We start from the raw sequence: 17,262 nt of genomic DNA, 5'->3' as shown, positions 1-17,262 counted from the left end.
GCCTCGCTCCAACATATTGCGTTGGAGCGAGGCTTGCCCGCGAAAAGAACGACTCGGTTTTTCAGAATGGACACATTCCGCCAAGCAATTCAGCGCACTCCTGAATCAGCTTGGGCTAGCTTTTGAACTCCAATCTCAAAAGCAATGGAATGCTGATGCGCTACCAAACCAGTCAAACCCGAGTCGGTCGATACAGCGAGCGTGGTCAGATTTATCTGCTGACCTCTGTCACCAAAGACCGAACCGCTTTTTTCTCCAACTGGCAAGTTGGAAGGCTTGTCGCCACACAGTTTGCAGCCGTTGAGCGGGAAGATTGGGTGTGCTCACTTGCATGGGTAGTGATGCCTGATCATTTCCACTGGTTAATCGAACTCAGAGAGAGAACGTCGAGCGAGGTCGCTGCACGGACAAAGTCTAGAAGCAATCATCTGGTCAACAAGGCAATGGGGCGCACTGGAAGTGTGTGGCAGCGAGGGTTTTATGATCGGGCGATCCGCCGGGAAGAGGATTTGAAAGCAGTCGCTCGTTATGTCGTCTTGAATCCTGTAAGGGCCGGGTTAGTCAGGCGAGTTGGGGATTATCCGCTTTGGGATGCTGTTTGGATTTAGTCAAACTCGGAAACCGTGGCGCGGCCTTCGCGGGCAAGCCTCGCTCCAACAGCGGCGATTCGCGTTAGAGCGGGCTTGCCCGCGAATAGGTCGACTCGGTCTGAAGTCTTACGTTAAACCGTAGCCCACGATGATGTCTTCACACTAAATAGGTGCAGAGTATTCAAAGTTTCATTTGTCTTTAGGTTGCTCAAATGCAAAGTTTCTGAAAAGTACAGGTGTGAGAATGCCTGTTGTCTTCATGTCTCGCTTACTACCGTCCTTGGTCCTGTCAGAAACGTCTACCATGACACTGCCTGAAACAATGGGGTTATCAGACTCAGTCACGCTAAGTGAAAAACGCTCCCACTCCGAGGCAACAGTCCGTTGTTCATAAATAGCGGCTCCGCCGCCAGTTGAAGTACCGTAAGAAATGCCCAAGGTGAATTCAGCGTCTTCCCCACTCGGCGCCACACGTTTAGCTTCAAACTCAAATGTGCCTGGCCAGTTCATCCGTATGTCTTGCTCAAGGAATATTGGCCGCCCGTTGTTGGGCGTGAGTTCAATGCAGAATCCGCCCGTGGTGCTATCGGTGTCACGGATAAATTTGAATGAGGGGTTCTCGCCGCGGAACGTCCAAGGATGCAGTTGGGCGTTTTGAAAAGTTCCGTTTTGTATGAGGTTAGTCATGGTCGTTACCTGATAGATTTAAATTAACTACTGTCAGTCAGGTTAGTTGAGTCGCCCGAAGTTGCCCCGGGGGGGTTATACGTTGTTGGAATGGTTAATTTTTATTAAATCACTGTTTGCTATTAATAAAGGTTGCGGTGCAGATTAAATTTACACGACGCAGGTCGCCACGCTGCTGTCTTATCCTTCGACCCAGGCTAATTAGTATCAAACCTTACGCCAAACACTCGCCAACCAAGGCTGTTGTTCTCTCGGCAACCCTGCTGGGCGGTAGTAGTGTTCGAGCTCGACAAACCCCGCTGCGCTGAGCAATTCGCGCCAGGATTCCAGGTCGTGATACGAGCCATACCGTGGGCCGTTCCAGCCTTCCTGGTTGTCTCCACGTGGGTTAGAGCTGAACAGCACTCCGCCCGGTTTTAGCGTGGCATGAAGTTCACCCAGCACACGGAGCAGTTCCTGCTTGGGGATGTGAAACAGCACGGCGTTGGCGAAGATGCCATCGAAGCGCTTAGCAGGCAGGTCCAGCTCAAGGAAGTTTTGTTGCCAGACTTCGCAGCCCGTTTCAGCCCGAGCCATTTCAGCGAAGCGTTCGGAGCCGTCCAGACCCACCGGGACATGACCCATGGCGCTAAAGGTCTTCAAGTCGCGCCCTGGCCCGCAGCCGAAATCCAGGATCTGCCACGGTGCCTGGCCTTCAATATGGCGCAGCAGTGCGGCAATGTTCTGGCTGACGTCGTGGTCGCGGGTGCCTTCGCGGAAGTCCTCGGCCACCTGGTTGTAGTGGCCGAGAGTTTGGTCGGTGATTTGTGCGAGGTCTTGCGCTTGGAGCTTCATGGCGAGTCTGTCTGAGCAGTGAGGCGCCAAATATAACTCACTCAGCGCTTGTTCAGACCTCTGGCCAGACGATCGCCGCCCAGTTGAATGACGGCGACCAGAATCACCAGCAGCACGATCACGGTCAGCATGATCTGGGTATCGAAGCGCTGATAGCCATAACGGTAAGCGATGTCCCCCAACCCGCCCGCGCCAATCGCACCGGCCATGGCCGAGGAGTTGATCATGGTCACCAGCGTGATGGTGAAACCACCGACAATGCCCGGTAGCGCTTCAGGCAGCAGCACGTGCCAGATGATGTGCCAGCGGCGGCAGCCCATGGCTTGCGCGGCTTCGATCAGCCCGTGATCGACTTCACGCAAGCTGACTTCCGCGATGCGCGCAAAGAATGGCGTGGCAGCAATGGTCAGAGGCACCACGGCAGCCCAGACGCCATACGTGGTGCCGACGATCATCCGGGTGAACGGAATCAGCGCCACCATCAGGATCAGAAACGGAATGGAGCGGAACAGGTTCACGAAGCCGCCCAGTACCTGATTAAGTGCGGGCGCTTCATAAATCCCGCCTTTGCCGCTGGTGACCAGAATGACTGCCAGCGGAATGCCCAGCACCAGTGCGATGAACGACGAGACGCCGACCATCAGGAAGGTATCGATGGCGCCTTGCAGCAAGCGATCAAACCACATAGCCCAGTACCTCCGCGTGTTGCGCCTGTTTGCGCGCCTGGCTCAACAGTGTGTCGATGCTGTGCGGCGAGCCTGTCACCGACAGCAGCAGGTGGCCCAGCGCATGTCCCTGAATCCGTTCAACTCCGCCTTGTAGCAAACTGACGCGGCCACCCAGGGCCGCAAACAGTGCAGCCAGATCAGGCTCTTCGCCGCTGTCACCGGTGAAGTGCAGATCCAGCACGACTTTGGCGTCTGGCGTTTGCGGTTCGGCAGCAAGTCGTGCCCGCAAGTCTTCCGGCAAGCCGTGTTGCAGAGGTGCTAGCAGGGTTTTACTCACCTCATGCTGCGGGTTGCCGAACACTTGCCAAACCGGGCCTTGCTCGACAACGCGGCCCTGCTCAAGGACCACAACGCGGTCGCAGATATCGCGGATCACGGCCATTTCGTGGGTGATCAAAATGATCGTCAGGCCGAGGCGCTGGTTGATCTCGCGCAGCAGACCGAGGATCGATTGAGTTGTCTCAGGGTCCAGCGCTGAAGTGGCTTCATCGCAGAGCAGAATAGCTGGGTCATGCACCAGTGAGCGGGCAATGCCGACACGCTGTTTCTGGCCGCCGGACAATTGCGCCGGGTATGCCTTGTGCTTGTCCTGCAGGCCCACCAGTTCCAGCAGCTCGGTGACTTTGCGCTGGCGATGTTCCTTGGGTACGCCTGCCACCTTGAGGGGCAGCTCGACGTTTTGCCACACGGTTTTGGCTGACATCAGGTTGAAGTGCTGGAAGATCATGCCGATGCGACGGCGCAGCTCCACCAGCTTGTCTTCGTTGAGCTCGCCGATGTCAGTCTGTTCGATCAGCACCCGCCCGCTGCTGGGTTGTTCCAGGCGATTAATAGTGCGGATCAGCGAGGATTTGCCGGCACCGCTGCGGCCGATGATGCCGAAGATTTCACCCTTCTGAATCGCCAGATCGATGTTTTGCAGCGCATCGACGGGGCCTTGCTGACCCTGATAGGTTTTACCCAGATTGATGAATCGCACGTGCGCGCGATTTAGTTCGGCGTGCAGTTCGGCCTTGGCTGCCGAATGCGCTGCGCCCGTGGTTTCGAGTGGCAGTTGGCGTTGCACGGATGCATTCATGTCAACCTTCCCAACCGGCTTGGTAGAGCTTGCCATTGACCTTGTCCAGGGTGGCGCGCACGACTGGCGAGTGCTGATAGATGTCGATGAATTTAGCCAGGCGTGGATCGTCTTTGCTTTGCGGCTTGATCACGAACTGGATGACGTATTCCGGGTGATCAAGACCATCAAAGAGAATCGCCGATTCTGCATCGAAGGTTTTCGACAGGCGAATATACGCTGGGTAGCCTTGGACCAGATCAGCGTCGTCATAGGCGCGAACCAGTTGTACGGCCTCTACCTGAATGATCTTTATTTTTTTCGGGTTGGCGACGATGTCTTCTTCGGTGGCCTTGTAACCCACGCCTTGCTTGAGGGTGATCAAGCCAGCCTTGGCCAGCAGTTGCAGACCGCGACCGCTGTTGATCGGATCGTTTGCGATGGCCACGGTGGCGCCGGTTGGCAGTTCATCGAAGCTTTTGTACTTCTTGGAGTACAGGCCGACGTTGTTGATGATCCCCGGCGCGTACGGTACCAGATCAAACCCGGCGGCTTCTTTGGCATTGGTCAGAAATGGAATGTGCTGGAAGTAGTTCACGTCGATATCACCCGCCGCGAGGCTGACGTTGGGTGCAATCCAGTCGGTGAATTCCACCAGCTCGACCTTAAGGCCTTGCTTGGCGGCTTCCTGAACAGCGGCTTCGAGGGGAATGGCGAAGGCGGCGGTGGTGCCGACTTTCAGCGGCGCGTCGGCGGCGTGGGCGGTGAGGGCTAACAGGCTCAGGGCCAGGGTGCTGATGAGTTTTTTCATGGTGGATGTCCGGTGTGTGGCAGGGGGTAGTTGTGTTGTTTGTTTGGTTTGATCGCATTCCATTGTGGGAGCCAGGCTTGCCTGCGATTGGGTTTTCACGCCATCGCGGGCAAGCCTCGCTCCCACAGGATCTACGCCATCAGCGGGATCTGTAACTGGCTCCGACATGCCGCTCTGGCAATCGCGCGCCGCCCTCTGGAAACAGCTTCTCGCGCAGGCTGCCGGTGTCGTAAGCGGTTTTGTATGAGCCGCGTTTTTGCAGTTCGGGGATCACCAGATCGATGAAATCCACGTAGCTTTCCGGGGTGACAATGCGGGTCAGGTTGAAGCCGTCCAGGCCGGTTTCGGCGATCCACGACTCCAGCTCGTCCGCGACGTGTTCAGGCGAGCCAACCAGGGTGATGTAGCGTCCGCCCAAGGCGTGTTGGTCGAGCAGTTTTTGCCGCGTCCAGTCGTTGTTTTTGAGGTTTTTGGTGGCTGATTGAATGGCGTTGCTCTTCACGTACTGAATGGGCTCATCCAGCTCGTACTGAGAGAAATCGATACCGGTTGAAGCGGCAAAGTGCGCGACACCGGCTTCGGCGCTAGCGAATTCGCGATACTCCGCAAGCTTGGCCTGCGCGTCGGCTTCGGTCTTGCCGACGATCACGTTCAGGCCCATGAACACTTTGATGTCTTCAGGATTACGGCCAGCCGCTACGGCGCTGCCGCGGACTTTGTCCACTTGCTCCCGGGTCGCGGCCTTGTTCTGGCCGCTGATGAACACGCACTCAGCATGTTGCCCGGCAAACTGCAGGCCGCGCTCCGAACTGCCTGCCTGAAACAGGACCGGCGTACGTTGAGCAGAGGGTTCACACAGGTGATACCCCTCGACCTGATAGAACTCGCCCTTGTGGTGAACCTTGTGCACTTTGTCCGGCTGGGCGTAAACCCGCTGCTCGCGGTCGTTGATGACCGCGTCGTCTTCCCAGCTGCCTTCCCAGAGTTTGTAGAGCACTTGCAGGTATTCATCGGCCTGATCGTATCGACGGTCATGCTCGACTTGCTCGGTCAGGCCCATGGCCCGCGCAGCGCTGTCCAGATAACCGGTGACGATGTTCCAGCCCACCCGACCACGACTCAGATGATCCAGCGTCGACATGCGTCGGGCGAACAGATAAGGCGCTTCGTAGGTCAGGTTGGCGGTCAGGCCGAAGCCGAGGTTTTTGGTGACTGCGGCCATGGCTGATACCAGCAGCAGCGGATCATTGACCGGCAACTGGATGGACTCTTTGAGCGTCACATCCACCGAGTTCTGATAGACGTCATACACGCCGACGATATCGGCGATGAACAGGCCGTCGAAAAGGCCGCGCTCCAGCAGCTGTGCCAGTTCGGTCCAGTATTCGAGTGTGTTGTATTGGCTCGAGTTATCCCGTGGGTGAGTCCACAAACCATGATTGATGTGGCCAATGCAGTTCATGTTGAAGGCATTGAGCAGGATCTTTTTCTTCGCCATCAAATCGTCCCCCGCAGCGGAGGATTCTTGTCATTGAGGTAGTAATTACCGATGGCGTGGAACTTCCAGCGTACCGGGTCGTGCAGCGTATGGACGCGCGCGTTGCGCCAGTGCCGATCCAGGCCATGTTCGGCCAGAGTTGCCTGGCTGCCCGCCAGTTCAAACAGCGTGCTACCAGCAGCGAGCGAGATTTCAGTGCTGATCGCGCGGGCTTCGGCGACGGCAATCGATGCGGCTGCGACGTTATCGGCATTGCTGTCGGCCTGAGCGATATCAAGGATTTCCCCGGCGCGATCCAGTAATGCTTCGGCGGCGAATAAGCGAATGCTGAGTTTGCCAAAGCTGCTCAGGGTCAGTGGGTCGTCCACGGCTTTTTCGATGCCGGAATCGATCCATGGGCGGGTGCGGGTACGAACGAAATGCAGGGCTTCTTCGAAGGCGGCGCGGGCGATACCGGTGTCGATGGCTGCGTGAAGAATCTGTGCCAATGGCCCAACGGTGGTCGGGCGCTCGAAAGCGCTCTGGAATGCCACGACATCGCGGGCATCCACATAGACGTTTTCAAACACTACTGAGCCGCTGCCGGTGTTGCGCTGACCGAAGCCGCTCCAATCGTCGATGACGGTCAGGCCTTCACTGTCAGCGGGCACGAATGCCAACTGCTGGACGCCATTTTCGTCGATCACTGAAGTGGGAATACGTTGCGCATACAGTGCGCCAGTGGAGTAAAATTTGCGGCCGTTGATGCGATAGCCTTCGCCGTCTCGAGTCAGGCGAGTGGCGCGATCGTGGGCTGTCTTTGTGCCTAACTCTGCGAGTGCATTACCGAAACGCAACCCGGCCAACGCTTCGGCATACAGACGCTTCTGTTGATCGGCATTGCCGTTAACGCGCAGCACTTCCAGTGCGTAGAAATGGTTCTGCGGGATCTGCCCCAAAGACCCATCCGCCTCGGCGATCAGGCGGATGACTTTTGCCAGCGTGACGTTTGACACGCCCGCGCCGCCAAATGCCTTGGGCACGCTGATGCCCCACAGGCCCGAGGCGCTGAAAAGGTCCAGTTCAGCATGGGGTAGCCGACGCTCCTGATCACGTGCCGCGCTCTCACGTTTGAAGTGGGCGGCCAGTTCCTGAGCAATGTGCAGGGCCTGTTGATCGTTTTCGATCAGGGCCGCACGGTCCCGCAGTGGGGATTGCAAACTCATAACGCTGTACTCCAGTGGTCTGGTTTAAATCCACGAATGGCGGGCGGGCAGGGTGCCGTTCAGGTGCCATGCGCCGACGGCGTGGTATTTCCAGCGCACGGGATCATGGAGGGTGTGGACGCGAGCGTTGCGCCAGTGCCGGTCCAGGTTGAACTCGGCCAGGGTGGCGCGGCTGCCAGCCAGTTCGAACAGCTTCTCGCTGGCCAGCAGTGACACTTCAGTGGTCAGGACTTTGGCGCGAGCCACTGCGATTGATGCGCGTGCTGCCGAGAATTCATCGATGGGACCGGCGTTGACCTCATCCAGGACTTTCGCCGCTTCGCGCAGCAGTGCTTCTGCTGCATGCAGTTCCAGCTTGAGTTTGCCGATGTCGGCGATCACATACAGGTCATCGCTGGCTCGTTCTACCTGAGCGTCAACCCAAGGGCGCGAACGCTCGCGCACAAACTCGATGGTGTCGTCGATGGCTCCACGGGCAATGCCTGCGTCGATGGCCGCCTGGATCAATTGCGAGACTGCGCCCTGAATATTGGGTGTCAGTGCCAGGCGCCAGTTTTCGACCACCAGTTCGCTTTGCACCTCTACGTTTTCCAGCAGGACCGTGCCGCTGGCGGTGGTGCGTTGGCCGAAGCCCGACCAGTCATCGACGATGCTCAAGCCTGAGCTGCCGCGCGGCACAAAGGCCATGATTTGCTGACCTTGGTCGTTCAATGCTTTGACGGCGACCCAATGCGCGAACAGGGCGCCAGTGGAGTAGAACTTCTGGCCGTTCAGGACCAGACGTCCTTTGTGATTAGTGATACGAGCCTTCAGCTCCAGGGTATTTTTAGTGCCGCGCTCAGGCCCGGCATTACCGATCCGCCAGCCGTCCAGCACGCTTTTGAGCAAGGCTCTTTTCTGCTGCTCGTAGGCACTGCCCAACAGCAGATGAATGATGCCGAACTGGTTCTGTGGGATTTGGCCCAACGCCGGGTCTGCTGCGGAGATAATTTTGAAGACTTCAGCGATGGTCACGAACGAGACTTGCGGCCCGCCATACGCACGCGGGATAGAAATACTGCCCAGGCCGCTGCGGGTGAATGCTTCGATCTGCTGCCAGGGGAGCAAGCGCTGAGCATCGCGCTCGGCAGCCTGCAAGCGGGCTTGTGCAGCCAATACATAGGCGGCTTCGATTGCCTGGGCGTCATTTTGTAATATCCGCGCAGGGTGCAATGGCGGCGCGATATCCGAGCCGTGCTCAGCCAAGGGGGTGTGAGACGTTGAAGCGACCATTCGAACCTCGCAAAAACGCCCTCCAAAGAAGGCGAAGAAAAAACACGATGTCCGGTGGTCCGGTGCATATACCCTAAGGCGACTAAAAAATTAAATATACGAATTTTTTGGAATAAGCATAGAAGACTAAATCATGCCTTCTCAGACGGTTTGTGCGTAAGTCAGGCATGAGCCAAGCAGCACAATAAGGATGCATGATTTTATGGGTTTACTGACTTTCATGAACGTATGTCCCTAATGACGACAGGTCGTTCAGATAAGCCTAGTCAGTTGTTTGTATATGTTATGAGTATGCTTGTAGGGGAATATGCAGTTGGCTGTAGGAATTGTCTTGGGAATAGTGGGTTTGTGAGGCAGTTCGCGCTTGTAGAGCGAGCAGGCCAATACACGAAGCTTTGAAAACTTCGCATATTGGCTGGTATTAAAAAGTGTTCAATCATACCCGGGGCGATTATCCAGAGTACTGACGCTAATTTCCCGTGGCGGTGCCCAGCGAGAGTTATTACCGACTCGATCAATAACGCAATACGTCACCTCCAGTTGCGGCTCATCACCCGCCTCGCGAATCAAGGTGGCGGGCACAATCAGCTTGACGGGTTTACCAACGTTATCGGCATCCAGGGGTTCCAGATCCATGCGCAGATCACCCCAGCGCAGAGTAATTTCATCGCAAGGGGCCATGTTCAGGTAGGGCTCGATGGACAGTGGCAGGCCTTTTTTGACGTCACTGGTAACCAGCCCGTTCCTGATCACAGCGTCCGGCAGGCAGACCGGTGCAAGCCCCTGGTTTTCTTCGCAACTGTCATTGATCAACAGCCCGCCGGGCATGTCCAGCTTCACTCTCAGCCTGCGGCAGGGCGAAGTAATGGGCGCGCCGCCGATCTTCATCAGCCGGTAGTAGGTCTTGACAGTGCCGCTTTGCAGAAAGCTTTCCGGTACCCGCAGGACCATGGTGTAGCCAATATCGGACTCATCCAGAACTTTCGACGCGACGTAACAACCGCCCCAGTACAACTCGATCAGGTCGCCTGCGTCCATGTCCGGGTAAGGGTCGATGTTGACCAGCAAATGGGCAGCGGCGCGAATGCCGACACCATGCCTGTGGGCCTGTGGGACGTAAGGTGGGAACAGTTTTAGACCGCCTGTTTTGCCAAGTGTGTAAGTCATGTCTGAATGCCCGTCGTCATTAAGTTGATCATTGGTAGTTGTAACAAATTCATTGCTGGAATCATTGCTGTGCACCTCGAGTTCAACCTGTGGATAGTTAACGTATAGTTCGAGCTTATGGGAAGCATTACAAAGTGTCGGTAAATGCCGCTTGCAACTATTCGAGGGCGTTAGAAGTTTCTGTTGTTCTTGAGCTAATGTCGTTTGCGCTTATCTGTCAAGGCGCTAATGGATTGACCTAGGCGTGTACGAATAAATAAGATACTTCCTACAAGGTTTCGTCGAACTGTTGACCGTATCGGCTTGGTCCGTCCTACTTGAGGAAATAAACAGTTATGTTTACGAAGGATGAAAACCTGCTAGCCGACCGACCAGGTAAAAGAATTGAGCCCCCAGCCGCTGCCCTCTCTATTTCATTGAGTGGGATCAGAGGAGGGCGTCTGTTCAGGTTTTTAGATGATTTTTTAGCGATTCTGAAAGTGCATCAACGACGGGTTTGATCGATTGATTGATGTACAAATGTAAAGCCAGCAGGAACAGCGCCAGAAGGCGCAGGTTTCTGGTCTGTGCTTTGTAGGATCAGTTCCTGCTTCGCTCCAGAAATTGCCGTGTCCGTTCTTCGCGCGGGTTGGCGAACAGCTCCTTCGCGTCGCCTTGCTCGACAATCACCCCCTTGTCGATAAACACCACACGGTTAGCGACGTCCCGGGCGAAATTCATTTCGTGTGTGACGATGACCATGGTGCGGTTTTCTTCAGCCAGGGCGCGAATAGCCGTCAGCACTTCACCTACCAACTCAGGGTCCAGCGCAGAAGTGGGTTCGTCGAACAGAATCACTTCCGGCTCCATGGCCAGGGCGCGAGCAATGGCCACGCGTTGCTGCTGACCGCCCGACAAACGCCGCGGGTAGGCGTCTTCCTTGCCTGCCAGTCCGACTTTTGCCAGTAGTTTGCGACCCAGTTCGGACGCCTTTTCACGCGGCATCTTCTTGACCACAACCGGGCCTTCGATGACGTTTTCCAGCGCGGTGCGGTGCGGGAACAGATTGAAGTTCTGGAACACAAAACCCACGTGCTGACGAAGTTCTCGAATCAGGCTTTGCTGCTTGCTGAGCGGGCGGTTGCCGTCTATTTCGATGTTGCCCACGATGATCTTGCCGCTGGTGGGTTCTTCGAGAAAATTCAGGCAGCGCAGCAGGGTGGTTTTACCTGAACCGCTAGGGCCGATGATCGCTACGACTTCGCCGGCCTCGACCTTCAGGTCGATACCTTTGAGCACTTGTTGACCCTTGAATTCCTTGGTGAGCTTTTCAACCACGATCATGTTCAAGACTCCACATCATGGCGGTTGACTCTCTCTTCCAGACGATTCTGCAGGTACGAAAGCGCCGTGGCGAGGATCCAGTAGATCAAGGCGGCGGCCAGGTACATGGTGAAAATTTCGAAGGTGCGGGCGGTGATCAGTTGTGCCTGACGGAACAGTTCCGGCACCTGAATAGTGGCCGCCAGCGCGGTGTCTTTGACCAGCGAGATAAAGCTGTTGCCCAGTGGCGGCAAGGCAGTGCGGGCGGCCTGAGGCAGAATGGCCCGGCGCATGATCTGCGCGCGGGTCATGCCAATACTTGCCCCAGCCTCCCATTGACCACGATCCACCGAGGCAATCGCGGCACGCAGGATTTCACAGGCATAAGCACCCATGTTCAGCGAGAAGCCGATCAGCGCTGCGGTCAGCGGGTCCAGTTCAATGCCCAACTCCGGCAAGCCGTAATAGATCATGAACAGTTGAACCAGCAGCGGCGTGCCGCGGAAGAACGACACGTAAACCCGAGCGATGCCGCGCAGCAGCATCAACGGTGACAGGCGCATGAGCGCCAGCCCGAAGCCCAGCAGCAGGCCGAAAAACATGCCGCCCAGGCTCAGGAATATCGTGTAGTACGCGCCCTTTATAAGAAAGGGCGCGGAGTCCAGCGCAAGCTTCAGACCCTCTTCAATCATTTGGTCACGTCAGCCTGGAAGTACTTCTGCGACAGCTTGGCGAGCGTGCCGTCAGCGCGCAGTTTTTCGATGGCCTTGTTGATGGCCGCAACCAGTTCAGGCTCGCCTTTACGGATGGCAATACCGGACTCTTGGCGGGAGAAGGGTTCGCCGGAAACAGCCAGGCTGTCCTTGGTTTTGGCGATCAGTTCCAGAGCGGCCAGGCGGTCAACCAGGATGGCGTCGATACGACCGACACGCAGGTCCTGATATTTGGTTGGGTCATCGTCGTAGGTTTTGACGATGGCGGCTGGCACGTTTTCCTTGAGCCATTGCTCGTAGTTGGTGCCCAGACCTACGCCCACTTTGGCGCCTTTGAGGTCGGCTGCGGTTTTGAACTTGTCTGCATCTTTCTTCTGCACCAGCGCCTGAATACCGGAGATGGTGTACGGCTCGGAGAAGTCATACTTCTTCTTGCGCTCTTCGGAGATGGTCACCTGGTTGATCACTACGTCCAGACGCTTGGACTCCAGCGCCGCGAGGATGCCCGCCCATGGGGTCGCTTGCAGTTGCACTTTGACGCCCAGCTCTTTGGCCAGCGCTTCGGAGAACTCGACCTCGAAACCGGTCAGCTTGCCACTTTCATCCTGGAAGCTGAACGGAGGGTAGGTGCCTTCAAGGCCGACTTTGATCGTGCCAGCCTTTTTGATTTGATCCAGTTGCTCACCCGCAACCGCTTGACCCATCAAGGCGGAACCGAGCACCAGGCCCAGGGTGGAAAGCAGAACGGTGCGCCGAATGGCAGAAATAATCATGACGAGCCCCATTTAAGTTGTTTGGTTTCAGGCAAGAATCGGACCTGACGAACGCTACGTTGGCAGCGGATGTTTATCCAGCTTTTTCAGCGCTTTGATCCGTGCTGGCGGCGATCATAGAAGCAGCTGGTTATGGTTCAAAATAATTAAAAAATAATTTTATAGTCTTTTATGGAATATGAAATTGCTTCGGTAGGAGCGAACTTGTTCGCGAGCCGCTTGACGCGATGTGTCACGCAACAGCTTCGCCAACAAGTTGGCTCCTACCGATCTTCTTCAGTCGCGCAATTGCGTCAGATCCCAACCCTTACGCAAACACATCCGGGTAAGCAAACAGCGCAGGCGCACCACCGGTGTGCAGGAAAATCAGCGGGCCGTCGTCAAAACGTCCACGGCCGATGCCATCCAGTAGCCCGGCCATGGCTTTACCGGTGTAGACCGGGTCCAGCAACAGACCTTCATGACTGGCCACAAGTTTTATAGCTGACAGAGTGCCGGCATTGGGTTCGCCATAGCGCGGGCCGAAATACTCGTCCCATAGCTCCACTTTAAAAGCGTCGGGCAACGTGACGCCCATCAACTCGGCAGTGCGCTCGGCGAGGCCTTGCACTTTCGGCCGCTGAGTCTCTTCAGGGCGCGACACCGTTACACCAATGACGGGCAACTGCGGCAAGGCTTCGGCCAAGGCAAGGGCCAGACCGCTATGAGTCCCGGCACTACCGGAGGCCAGCACGACCGCGGCGAAATCCAGCCCGGTCTGCTTGATCTGCTCGGCCAGTTCAAAGCCTGCCTTCACATAACCCAGTGCTCCAACCGGGCTGGAGCCACCAATAGGCACCAGATAAGGCTTTTTGCCGCTGTTACGCAGGCGGGCGGCGAGTGCGTGCAATTGCTCGTCGGCGTTGTCGAGGTTTTCCACCATCTCGACCTTGGCGTCGAACAGATCCAGCAGCAGGCGATTACCGTTGTGCAGATAACTGCTGTCTTCGGTAGCGATGGGGTTTTCCAGTAGAGCCACGCAGCTCAGACCCAGGCGGGCGGCCAGGGCAGCGGTCTGACGCACATGGTTGGACTGAATGGCACCGGCTGTGATCAGCGTGTCAGCCCCTTGCGCCAGCGCATCGGCGGCGAGGTATTCGAGCTTGCGAACCTTGTTGCCGCCCAGAGCCAGCGTCGTGGTGTCATCGCGCTTGATATAGATGTCGCGGCCCGCCCAGACCGACAGGCGCTCCAGTTTTTCCAGTGCCGTTGGAGCACCGATCAAGTCCAGGCGATTAAATTGAGCGAGCTGTTGTTTGATCATGAGGATAAGTAAGCCGTACAGAGAGTCGCAGGACTATAAGCAGACACTTCCTACAGGGCAACTTCTCACTGCTTATGCCCTCAGAGGAGAAGGCCTACTCAAATTGTTATTTTTTCCCCTGAAATCTTTGCCGTAGAGTGGCCGTATCAGCGGCCACCACTAGAAAGCCGTATCCCGAATCGAGGAGAGTCAGCGTGAGTGATACCCCAGAGGCATCCGCCGAAGGCCGATCCAGTCACTGGCAGTTGCAGCAGATCGTCAGTGAACTGCGCTCCGCGCGTGATGATTGGCGGGCACGTAACAAGCGGGTCAGCGGTGAGCATGGCGGCCGCGAACTGCCCTCCCGCGCCGCCATGCGCGACATTCTTGAAGCGCTCTGCGGCGCGCTGTTCCCCATGCGCCTTGGGCCAGTGGATCTGCGCGAAGAGAGTGAAGACTTCTATGTCGGTCATACCCTCGACGTCGCCCTCAATGCGTTGCTGGCTCAGGCTCGACTTGAACTGCGCTACGTGGCCCATCAACGCTCCGAAGACGTTCGAGCCCTCGATAAACAGGCACTGGACCTGATTCAGGGCTTTGCTCGGGCCTTGCCGGAGATGCGCAAGCTGCTCGACACTGACGTGCTGGCCGCTTATCACGGTGATCCGGCGGCGCGCAGCGTTGATGAAGTGCTGCTGTGCTATCCCGGCATCCTCGCTGTCATCCACCACCGCATCGCCCACCATCTGTATCGCGCAGGCTTGCCGCTGCTCGCACGGATCAGTTCGGAAATTGCCCACTCCGCCACCGGCATCGACATCCACCCCGGCGCGCAGATCGGCCCGAGCTTCTTCATTGACCACGGCACAGGTGTCGTCATCGGCGAAACCGCCATCATCGGCGAGGGCGTGCGCATCTACCAGGCCGTCACCCTGGGCGCCAAACGCTTCCCGGCGGACGAAGACGGCCAACTGCAAAAAGGACACGCCCGCCACCCGATCGTTGAAGACGACGTTGTTATTTACGCGGGTGCCACGATTCTGGGCCGCATCACGATTGGTAAAGGTTCGACTATTGGCGGCAACGTCTGGCTGACGCGTAGCGTGCCAGCGGGTTGCAACCTTACGCAGGCGAATTTGTTGCAGCAGGATGATGGGAGTCAGAAGTAGCCGTCGGCCTCTGATGTTTTGTCGCCTGTTAATAGGGATAAATCCTACGGATGCTGTTCGCAGCATCCGACTTCTTGTTATTGAGCGTTAGTGCAAAGTCCCGCCTTTTATTCAGGCCAAGGACTTGCCCATGTTCAACCCCGCCAACCGCGCTTCGTTCACGCTGGAAATTGCCGGGCTTGAGCATGACTTTCGAGTGCTGGCCTTTACGGCAAAGGAATCCATCAGCCGTCCGTTCAGTGTGCGCATCGAGCTGGTCAGCGAGCGGGCCAATCTCAAGCTGGAAGACGTGCTGCACCGACTGGCGTTTCTGAGGTTCGACGCTGACGGTAATGGTCTCCACGGACAGATCGGCGAAATCGCTCAGGGTGATTCCGGCAAGCGCTTTACTCACTATTTCATTCAGTTGGTGCCCAGCCTCAAGCGTCTGGAATACCGCAGCAATCATCGGATCTTTCAGGGTAAGACGGTTCCGGAAATCATCGCGCTGGTCCTCAAGGATCACGCCATTTTCAGCAACGGGTTTGCGTTCAGGTTGCGCGAGCCCTGCAAGCCTCGCGATTACTGCACCCAGTATCAGGAAACCGACCTGCATTTTGTGCGCAGGCTGTGCGAAGAAGAGGGCATCCACTTTCACTTCCAGCACAGCCCTGACGAGCATTTGCTGGTGTTTGCAGACGACCCTATTCAGTTGCCGGTGCTAAAGCCAGCAGTCGCATATGTGCAAAGCAGCGGACAGGTTGCAGCCGCGTCGGTTATCAACAGATTCAACGTGCGACTCGCCACGCGCTCGGGCAAGGCCAGCCATCAGACCTATCACTTTCAATTGCCTCAGGTGGACCTGCTCAGCAGTGCGGGCGGCGATGGTCGTAAGGAACTGGAGGATTATCAGTATCCGGCTCCGTTTACCGACCTGAGTGTTGGCGCTCGGCAAGCGCAAAAGGCGCTTGAGCGAAACCGCAGTGATGTCCGGTTGGCCAGTGGTTCGAGTGATCAAAGTGCGCTGGTCAGTGGCCACTTGTTTGAACTGACGCATCCTAATCCGGCGTGGAGCCAGCAGTGGCTATTAACCTCAGTTTTCCATGAAGGCAAACAGCCGCAGGTGCTGGAGGAATCCATGCCTCGGGCATCGGGAGCGTTTACTCAAGGCTATCGCAACCGTTTTGAAGCCATCCCCGGGAAGGTGCCGTTTCGTCCACCGCTTAGACACCGTAAGCCAAGAGTTTTAGGCAGCCAGCACGCGGTGGTCACCGGTCCGCACGGCGAAGAAATTTACTGCGACGAATACGGGCGGATCAAGGTCAAGTTCTTCTGGGATCGTGAAGGCTCGCGTAACGAGCATTCCAGCTGCTGGCTGCGGGTCGCCACCGGTTGGGCCCATGAGCAATACGGCACGGTGATGATTCCGCGAGTTGGCATGGAAGTGATCGTCGGTTACTTCGAAGCCGATCCCGACCAGCCTTACGTGCAGGCCTGTCTGCCTAATACTGGTACGCGAGCGCCGCTGAACCTGCCTGTGCAGAACACCCAGACCGTGCTCAAGACCCAAAGCAGCCCAGGCGGCGCAGGTTTCAACGAACTGCGCATTGAAGACCGCAAAGGCGCTGAATCCATTTCCATCCGCGCTCAACGCAACTGGTCTGAGCATGTGCTCAACGATCAATCGATTCAGGTGGATAACCAGCGCAAGGTCAACGTCACCGGGCTGTCCAGCCACGAGCTGCATGGCGAAGAACACCACCTTACGCATGGGACACGTAAAACCCAGGTGCTGGCCGATGACTCGTTGACGGTGGTCGGTAATCAGCACATCAGTGTGACGAATCATCTGGTCAGCGCCGCGCAGGAAATACACCTGGCCGCCGGGCAGAACATGGTCATAGACGCCACGCTGAGTACGACGATCAAGGCGGGTGGTCACTGGATATCGATTACTCCTGCGGGGATTTTTACCAGCGTGCCGATTTTGTTGGGTGGGGTTCCTTTGCTGGGGATGCCTGCGGTTCCGCTCCCGCCGGTGCCTCTCGAAAAAAGAGTGGCGGTTCCGGGCGGTCCGTCCACACCGGTGATGGACGTCTCCGTTCAAGCCCTCCGTGACGAGTTCGAAGTTCTTCCTGCCCGCTGCGAGGCATGCGAAGCCGCCAAAGCAGAAGATCTGGCGCAGGGAGGTTAGT

At 56.9% G+C, this 17,262-nt stretch carries 16 protein-coding genes; 3 read left to right on the top strand and 13 right to left on the bottom strand.

Features of this window, described 5'->3' with window-relative positions; all coding sequences use genetic code 11:
- Positions 1 to 149 precede the first annotated feature (149 nt).
- Positions 150 to 608, top strand: a complete 459-nt coding sequence (locus AO242_RS14055; RefSeq protein ID WP_099269187.1) for an REP-associated tyrosine transposase — start codon at positions 150 to 152, stop codon at positions 606 to 608.
- A 171-nt stretch (positions 609 to 779) separates the two neighbouring features.
- Here the strand turns inward: AO242_RS14055 and AO242_RS14050 are convergent, their stop codons facing one another.
- The 13 genes from AO242_RS14050 to AO242_RS13990 form a co-directional block, all read right to left on the bottom strand.
- Positions 780 to 1,277: a carbohydrate binding domain-containing protein gene (locus AO242_RS14050; RefSeq protein WP_099269186.1), complete on the bottom strand. Its 498-nt coding sequence runs from the start codon at positions 1,275 to 1,277 to the stop codon at positions 780 to 782.
- Positions 1,278 to 1,484: 207 nt separating this feature from the next.
- Positions 1,485 to 2,111 (bottom strand): class I SAM-dependent DNA methyltransferase, encoded by a 627-nt coding sequence (locus tag AO242_RS14045; RefSeq protein ID WP_099269185.1) that lies wholly within the window; start codon positions 2,109 to 2,111, stop codon positions 1,485 to 1,487.
- Positions 2,112 to 2,152: 41 nt separating this feature from the next.
- Positions 2,153 to 2,797 carry a methionine ABC transporter permease gene (locus AO242_RS14040; protein ID WP_027899910.1) on the bottom strand — a complete coding sequence of 215 codons (645 nt, stop codon included), beginning with the start codon at positions 2,795 to 2,797 and terminating at the stop codon, positions 2,153 to 2,155.
- On the bottom strand, positions 2,787 to 3,917 hold the full coding sequence (locus tag AO242_RS14035; protein WP_099269184.1) for a methionine ABC transporter ATP-binding protein: 1,131 nt from the start codon (positions 3,915 to 3,917) through the stop codon (positions 2,787 to 2,789). Before AO242_RS14035 ends, AO242_RS14040 begins: the two co-directional genes overlap by 11 nt.
- A gap of 1 nt (position 3,918) precedes the next feature.
- A complete protein-coding gene (locus AO242_RS14030; protein ID WP_099269183.1) occupies positions 3,919 to 4,707 on the bottom strand; it encodes a MetQ/NlpA family ABC transporter substrate-binding protein in 789 nt (262 codons plus the stop codon).
- A gap of 139 nt (positions 4,708 to 4,846) precedes the next feature.
- Positions 4,847 to 6,205, bottom strand: a complete 1,359-nt coding sequence (locus AO242_RS14025) for an LLM class flavin-dependent oxidoreductase (RefSeq protein ID WP_099269182.1) — start codon at positions 6,203 to 6,205, stop codon at positions 4,847 to 4,849.
- A complete protein-coding gene (locus AO242_RS14020; protein WP_099269181.1) occupies positions 6,205 to 7,410 on the bottom strand; it encodes an SfnB family sulfur acquisition oxidoreductase in 1,206 nt (401 codons plus the stop codon). The genes AO242_RS14025 and AO242_RS14020 overlap by 1 nt, the downstream gene beginning before the upstream one ends.
- Positions 7,411 to 7,434: 24 nt before the next feature.
- On the bottom strand, positions 7,435 to 8,682 hold the full coding sequence (locus tag AO242_RS14015) for an SfnB family sulfur acquisition oxidoreductase (RefSeq protein ID WP_099269180.1): 1,248 nt from the start codon (positions 8,680 to 8,682) through the stop codon (positions 7,435 to 7,437).
- 432 nt (positions 8,683 to 9,114) lie between these two features.
- A complete protein-coding gene (locus AO242_RS14010; RefSeq protein ID WP_099269203.1) occupies positions 9,115 to 9,849 on the bottom strand; it encodes a hypothetical protein in 735 nt (244 codons plus the stop codon).
- Positions 9,850 to 10,428: 579 nt separating this feature from the next.
- Positions 10,429 to 11,172, bottom strand: coding sequence for an L-cystine ABC transporter ATP-binding protein TcyN (tcyN, locus tag AO242_RS14005; protein WP_027899903.1), 744 nt, complete (start codon positions 11,170 to 11,172; stop codon positions 10,429 to 10,431).
- A 2-nt stretch (positions 11,173 to 11,174) separates the two neighbouring features.
- Positions 11,175 to 11,843: a cystine ABC transporter permease gene (gene tcyL / locus AO242_RS14000; protein WP_027899902.1), complete on the bottom strand. Its 669-nt coding sequence runs from the start codon at positions 11,841 to 11,843 to the stop codon at positions 11,175 to 11,177.
- Positions 11,840 to 12,637 (bottom strand): cystine ABC transporter substrate-binding protein, encoded by a 798-nt coding sequence (gene tcyJ / locus AO242_RS13995; protein ID WP_099269179.1) that lies wholly within the window; start codon positions 12,635 to 12,637, stop codon positions 11,840 to 11,842. The genes tcyL and tcyJ overlap by 4 nt, the downstream gene beginning before the upstream one ends.
- A gap of 307 nt (positions 12,638 to 12,944) precedes the next feature.
- The gene (locus AO242_RS13990; protein ID WP_099269178.1) at positions 12,945 to 13,940 is read right to left on the bottom strand and encodes a D-cysteine desulfhydrase; all 996 of its coding nucleotides are present in this window, start codon (positions 13,938 to 13,940) and stop codon (positions 12,945 to 12,947) included.
- Between the two features lie 194 nt (positions 13,941 to 14,134).
- On the opposite strand from AO242_RS13990, the gene epsC reads away from it, so the two are divergent.
- Both epsC and tssI read left to right on the top strand, forming a co-directional pair.
- Complete coding sequence (epsC, locus tag AO242_RS13985; protein WP_099269177.1) at positions 14,135 to 15,088, top strand: serine O-acetyltransferase EpsC; 954 nt, start codon at positions 14,135 to 14,137, stop codon at positions 15,086 to 15,088.
- 130 nt (positions 15,089 to 15,218) lie between these two features.
- A complete protein-coding gene (tssI, locus tag AO242_RS13980) occupies positions 15,219 to 17,261 on the top strand; it encodes a type VI secretion system tip protein TssI/VgrG (RefSeq protein ID WP_099269176.1) in 2,043 nt (680 codons plus the stop codon).
- The last annotated feature ends 1 nt before the right edge of the window (position 17,262 follow it).

Source organism: Pseudomonas sp. ICMP 561, from assembly GCF_002699985.1.
Classification (GTDB): Bacteria; Pseudomonadota; Gammaproteobacteria; order Pseudomonadales; family Pseudomonadaceae; genus Aquipseudomonas; species Aquipseudomonas quasicaspiana.
Note: the sequence above shows the minus strand (reverse complement) of the source record. Positions and strands in the feature narration are given on the sequence as shown.

Bases quoted from the DNA above. Each gene is read 5' to 3' on its own strand.
- AO242_RS14055 (WP_099269187.1), top strand. From the start codon at position 150: ATGCTGATGCGCTACCAAACCAGTCAAACCCGAGTCGGTCGATACAGC.
- AO242_RS14050 (WP_099269186.1), bottom strand. From the start codon at position 1,277: ATGACTAACCTCATACAAAACGGAACTTTTCAAAACGCCCAACTGCAT.
- AO242_RS14045 (WP_099269185.1), bottom strand. From the start codon at position 2,111: ATGAAGCTCCAAGCGCAAGACCTCGCACAAATCACCGACCAAACTCTC.
- AO242_RS14040 (WP_027899910.1), bottom strand. From the start codon at position 2,797: ATGTGGTTTGATCGCTTGCTGCAAGGCGCCATCGATACCTTCCTGATG.
- AO242_RS14035 (WP_099269184.1), bottom strand. From the start codon at position 3,917: ATGAATGCATCCGTGCAACGCCAACTGCCACTCGAAACCACGGGCGCA.
- AO242_RS14030 (WP_099269183.1), bottom strand. From the start codon at position 4,707: ATGAAAAAACTCATCAGCACCCTGGCCCTGAGCCTGTTAGCCCTCACC.
- AO242_RS14025 (WP_099269182.1), bottom strand. From the start codon at position 6,205: ATGGCGAAGAAAAAGATCCTGCTCAATGCCTTCAACATGAACTGCATT.
- AO242_RS14020 (WP_099269181.1), bottom strand. From the start codon at position 7,410: ATGAGTTTGCAATCCCCACTGCGGGACCGTGCGGCCCTGATCGAAAAC.
- AO242_RS14015 (WP_099269180.1), bottom strand. From the start codon at position 8,682: ATGGTCGCTTCAACGTCTCACACCCCCTTGGCTGAGCACGGCTCGGAT.
- AO242_RS14010 (WP_099269203.1), bottom strand. From the start codon at position 9,849: ATGACTTACACACTTGGCAAAACAGGCGGTCTAAAACTGTTCCCACCT.
- tcyN (WP_027899903.1), bottom strand. From the start codon at position 11,172: ATGATCGTGGTTGAAAAGCTCACCAAGGAATTCAAGGGTCAACAAGTG.
- tcyL (WP_027899902.1), bottom strand. From the start codon at position 11,843: ATGATTGAAGAGGGTCTGAAGCTTGCGCTGGACTCCGCGCCCTTTCTT.
- tcyJ (WP_099269179.1), bottom strand. From the start codon at position 12,637: ATGATTATTTCTGCCATTCGGCGCACCGTTCTGCTTTCCACCCTGGGC.
- AO242_RS13990 (WP_099269178.1), bottom strand. From the start codon at position 13,940: ATGATCAAACAACAGCTCGCTCAATTTAATCGCCTGGACTTGATCGGT.
- tssI (WP_099269176.1), top strand. From the start codon at position 15,219: ATGTTCAACCCCGCCAACCGCGCTTCGTTCACGCTGGAAATTGCCGGG.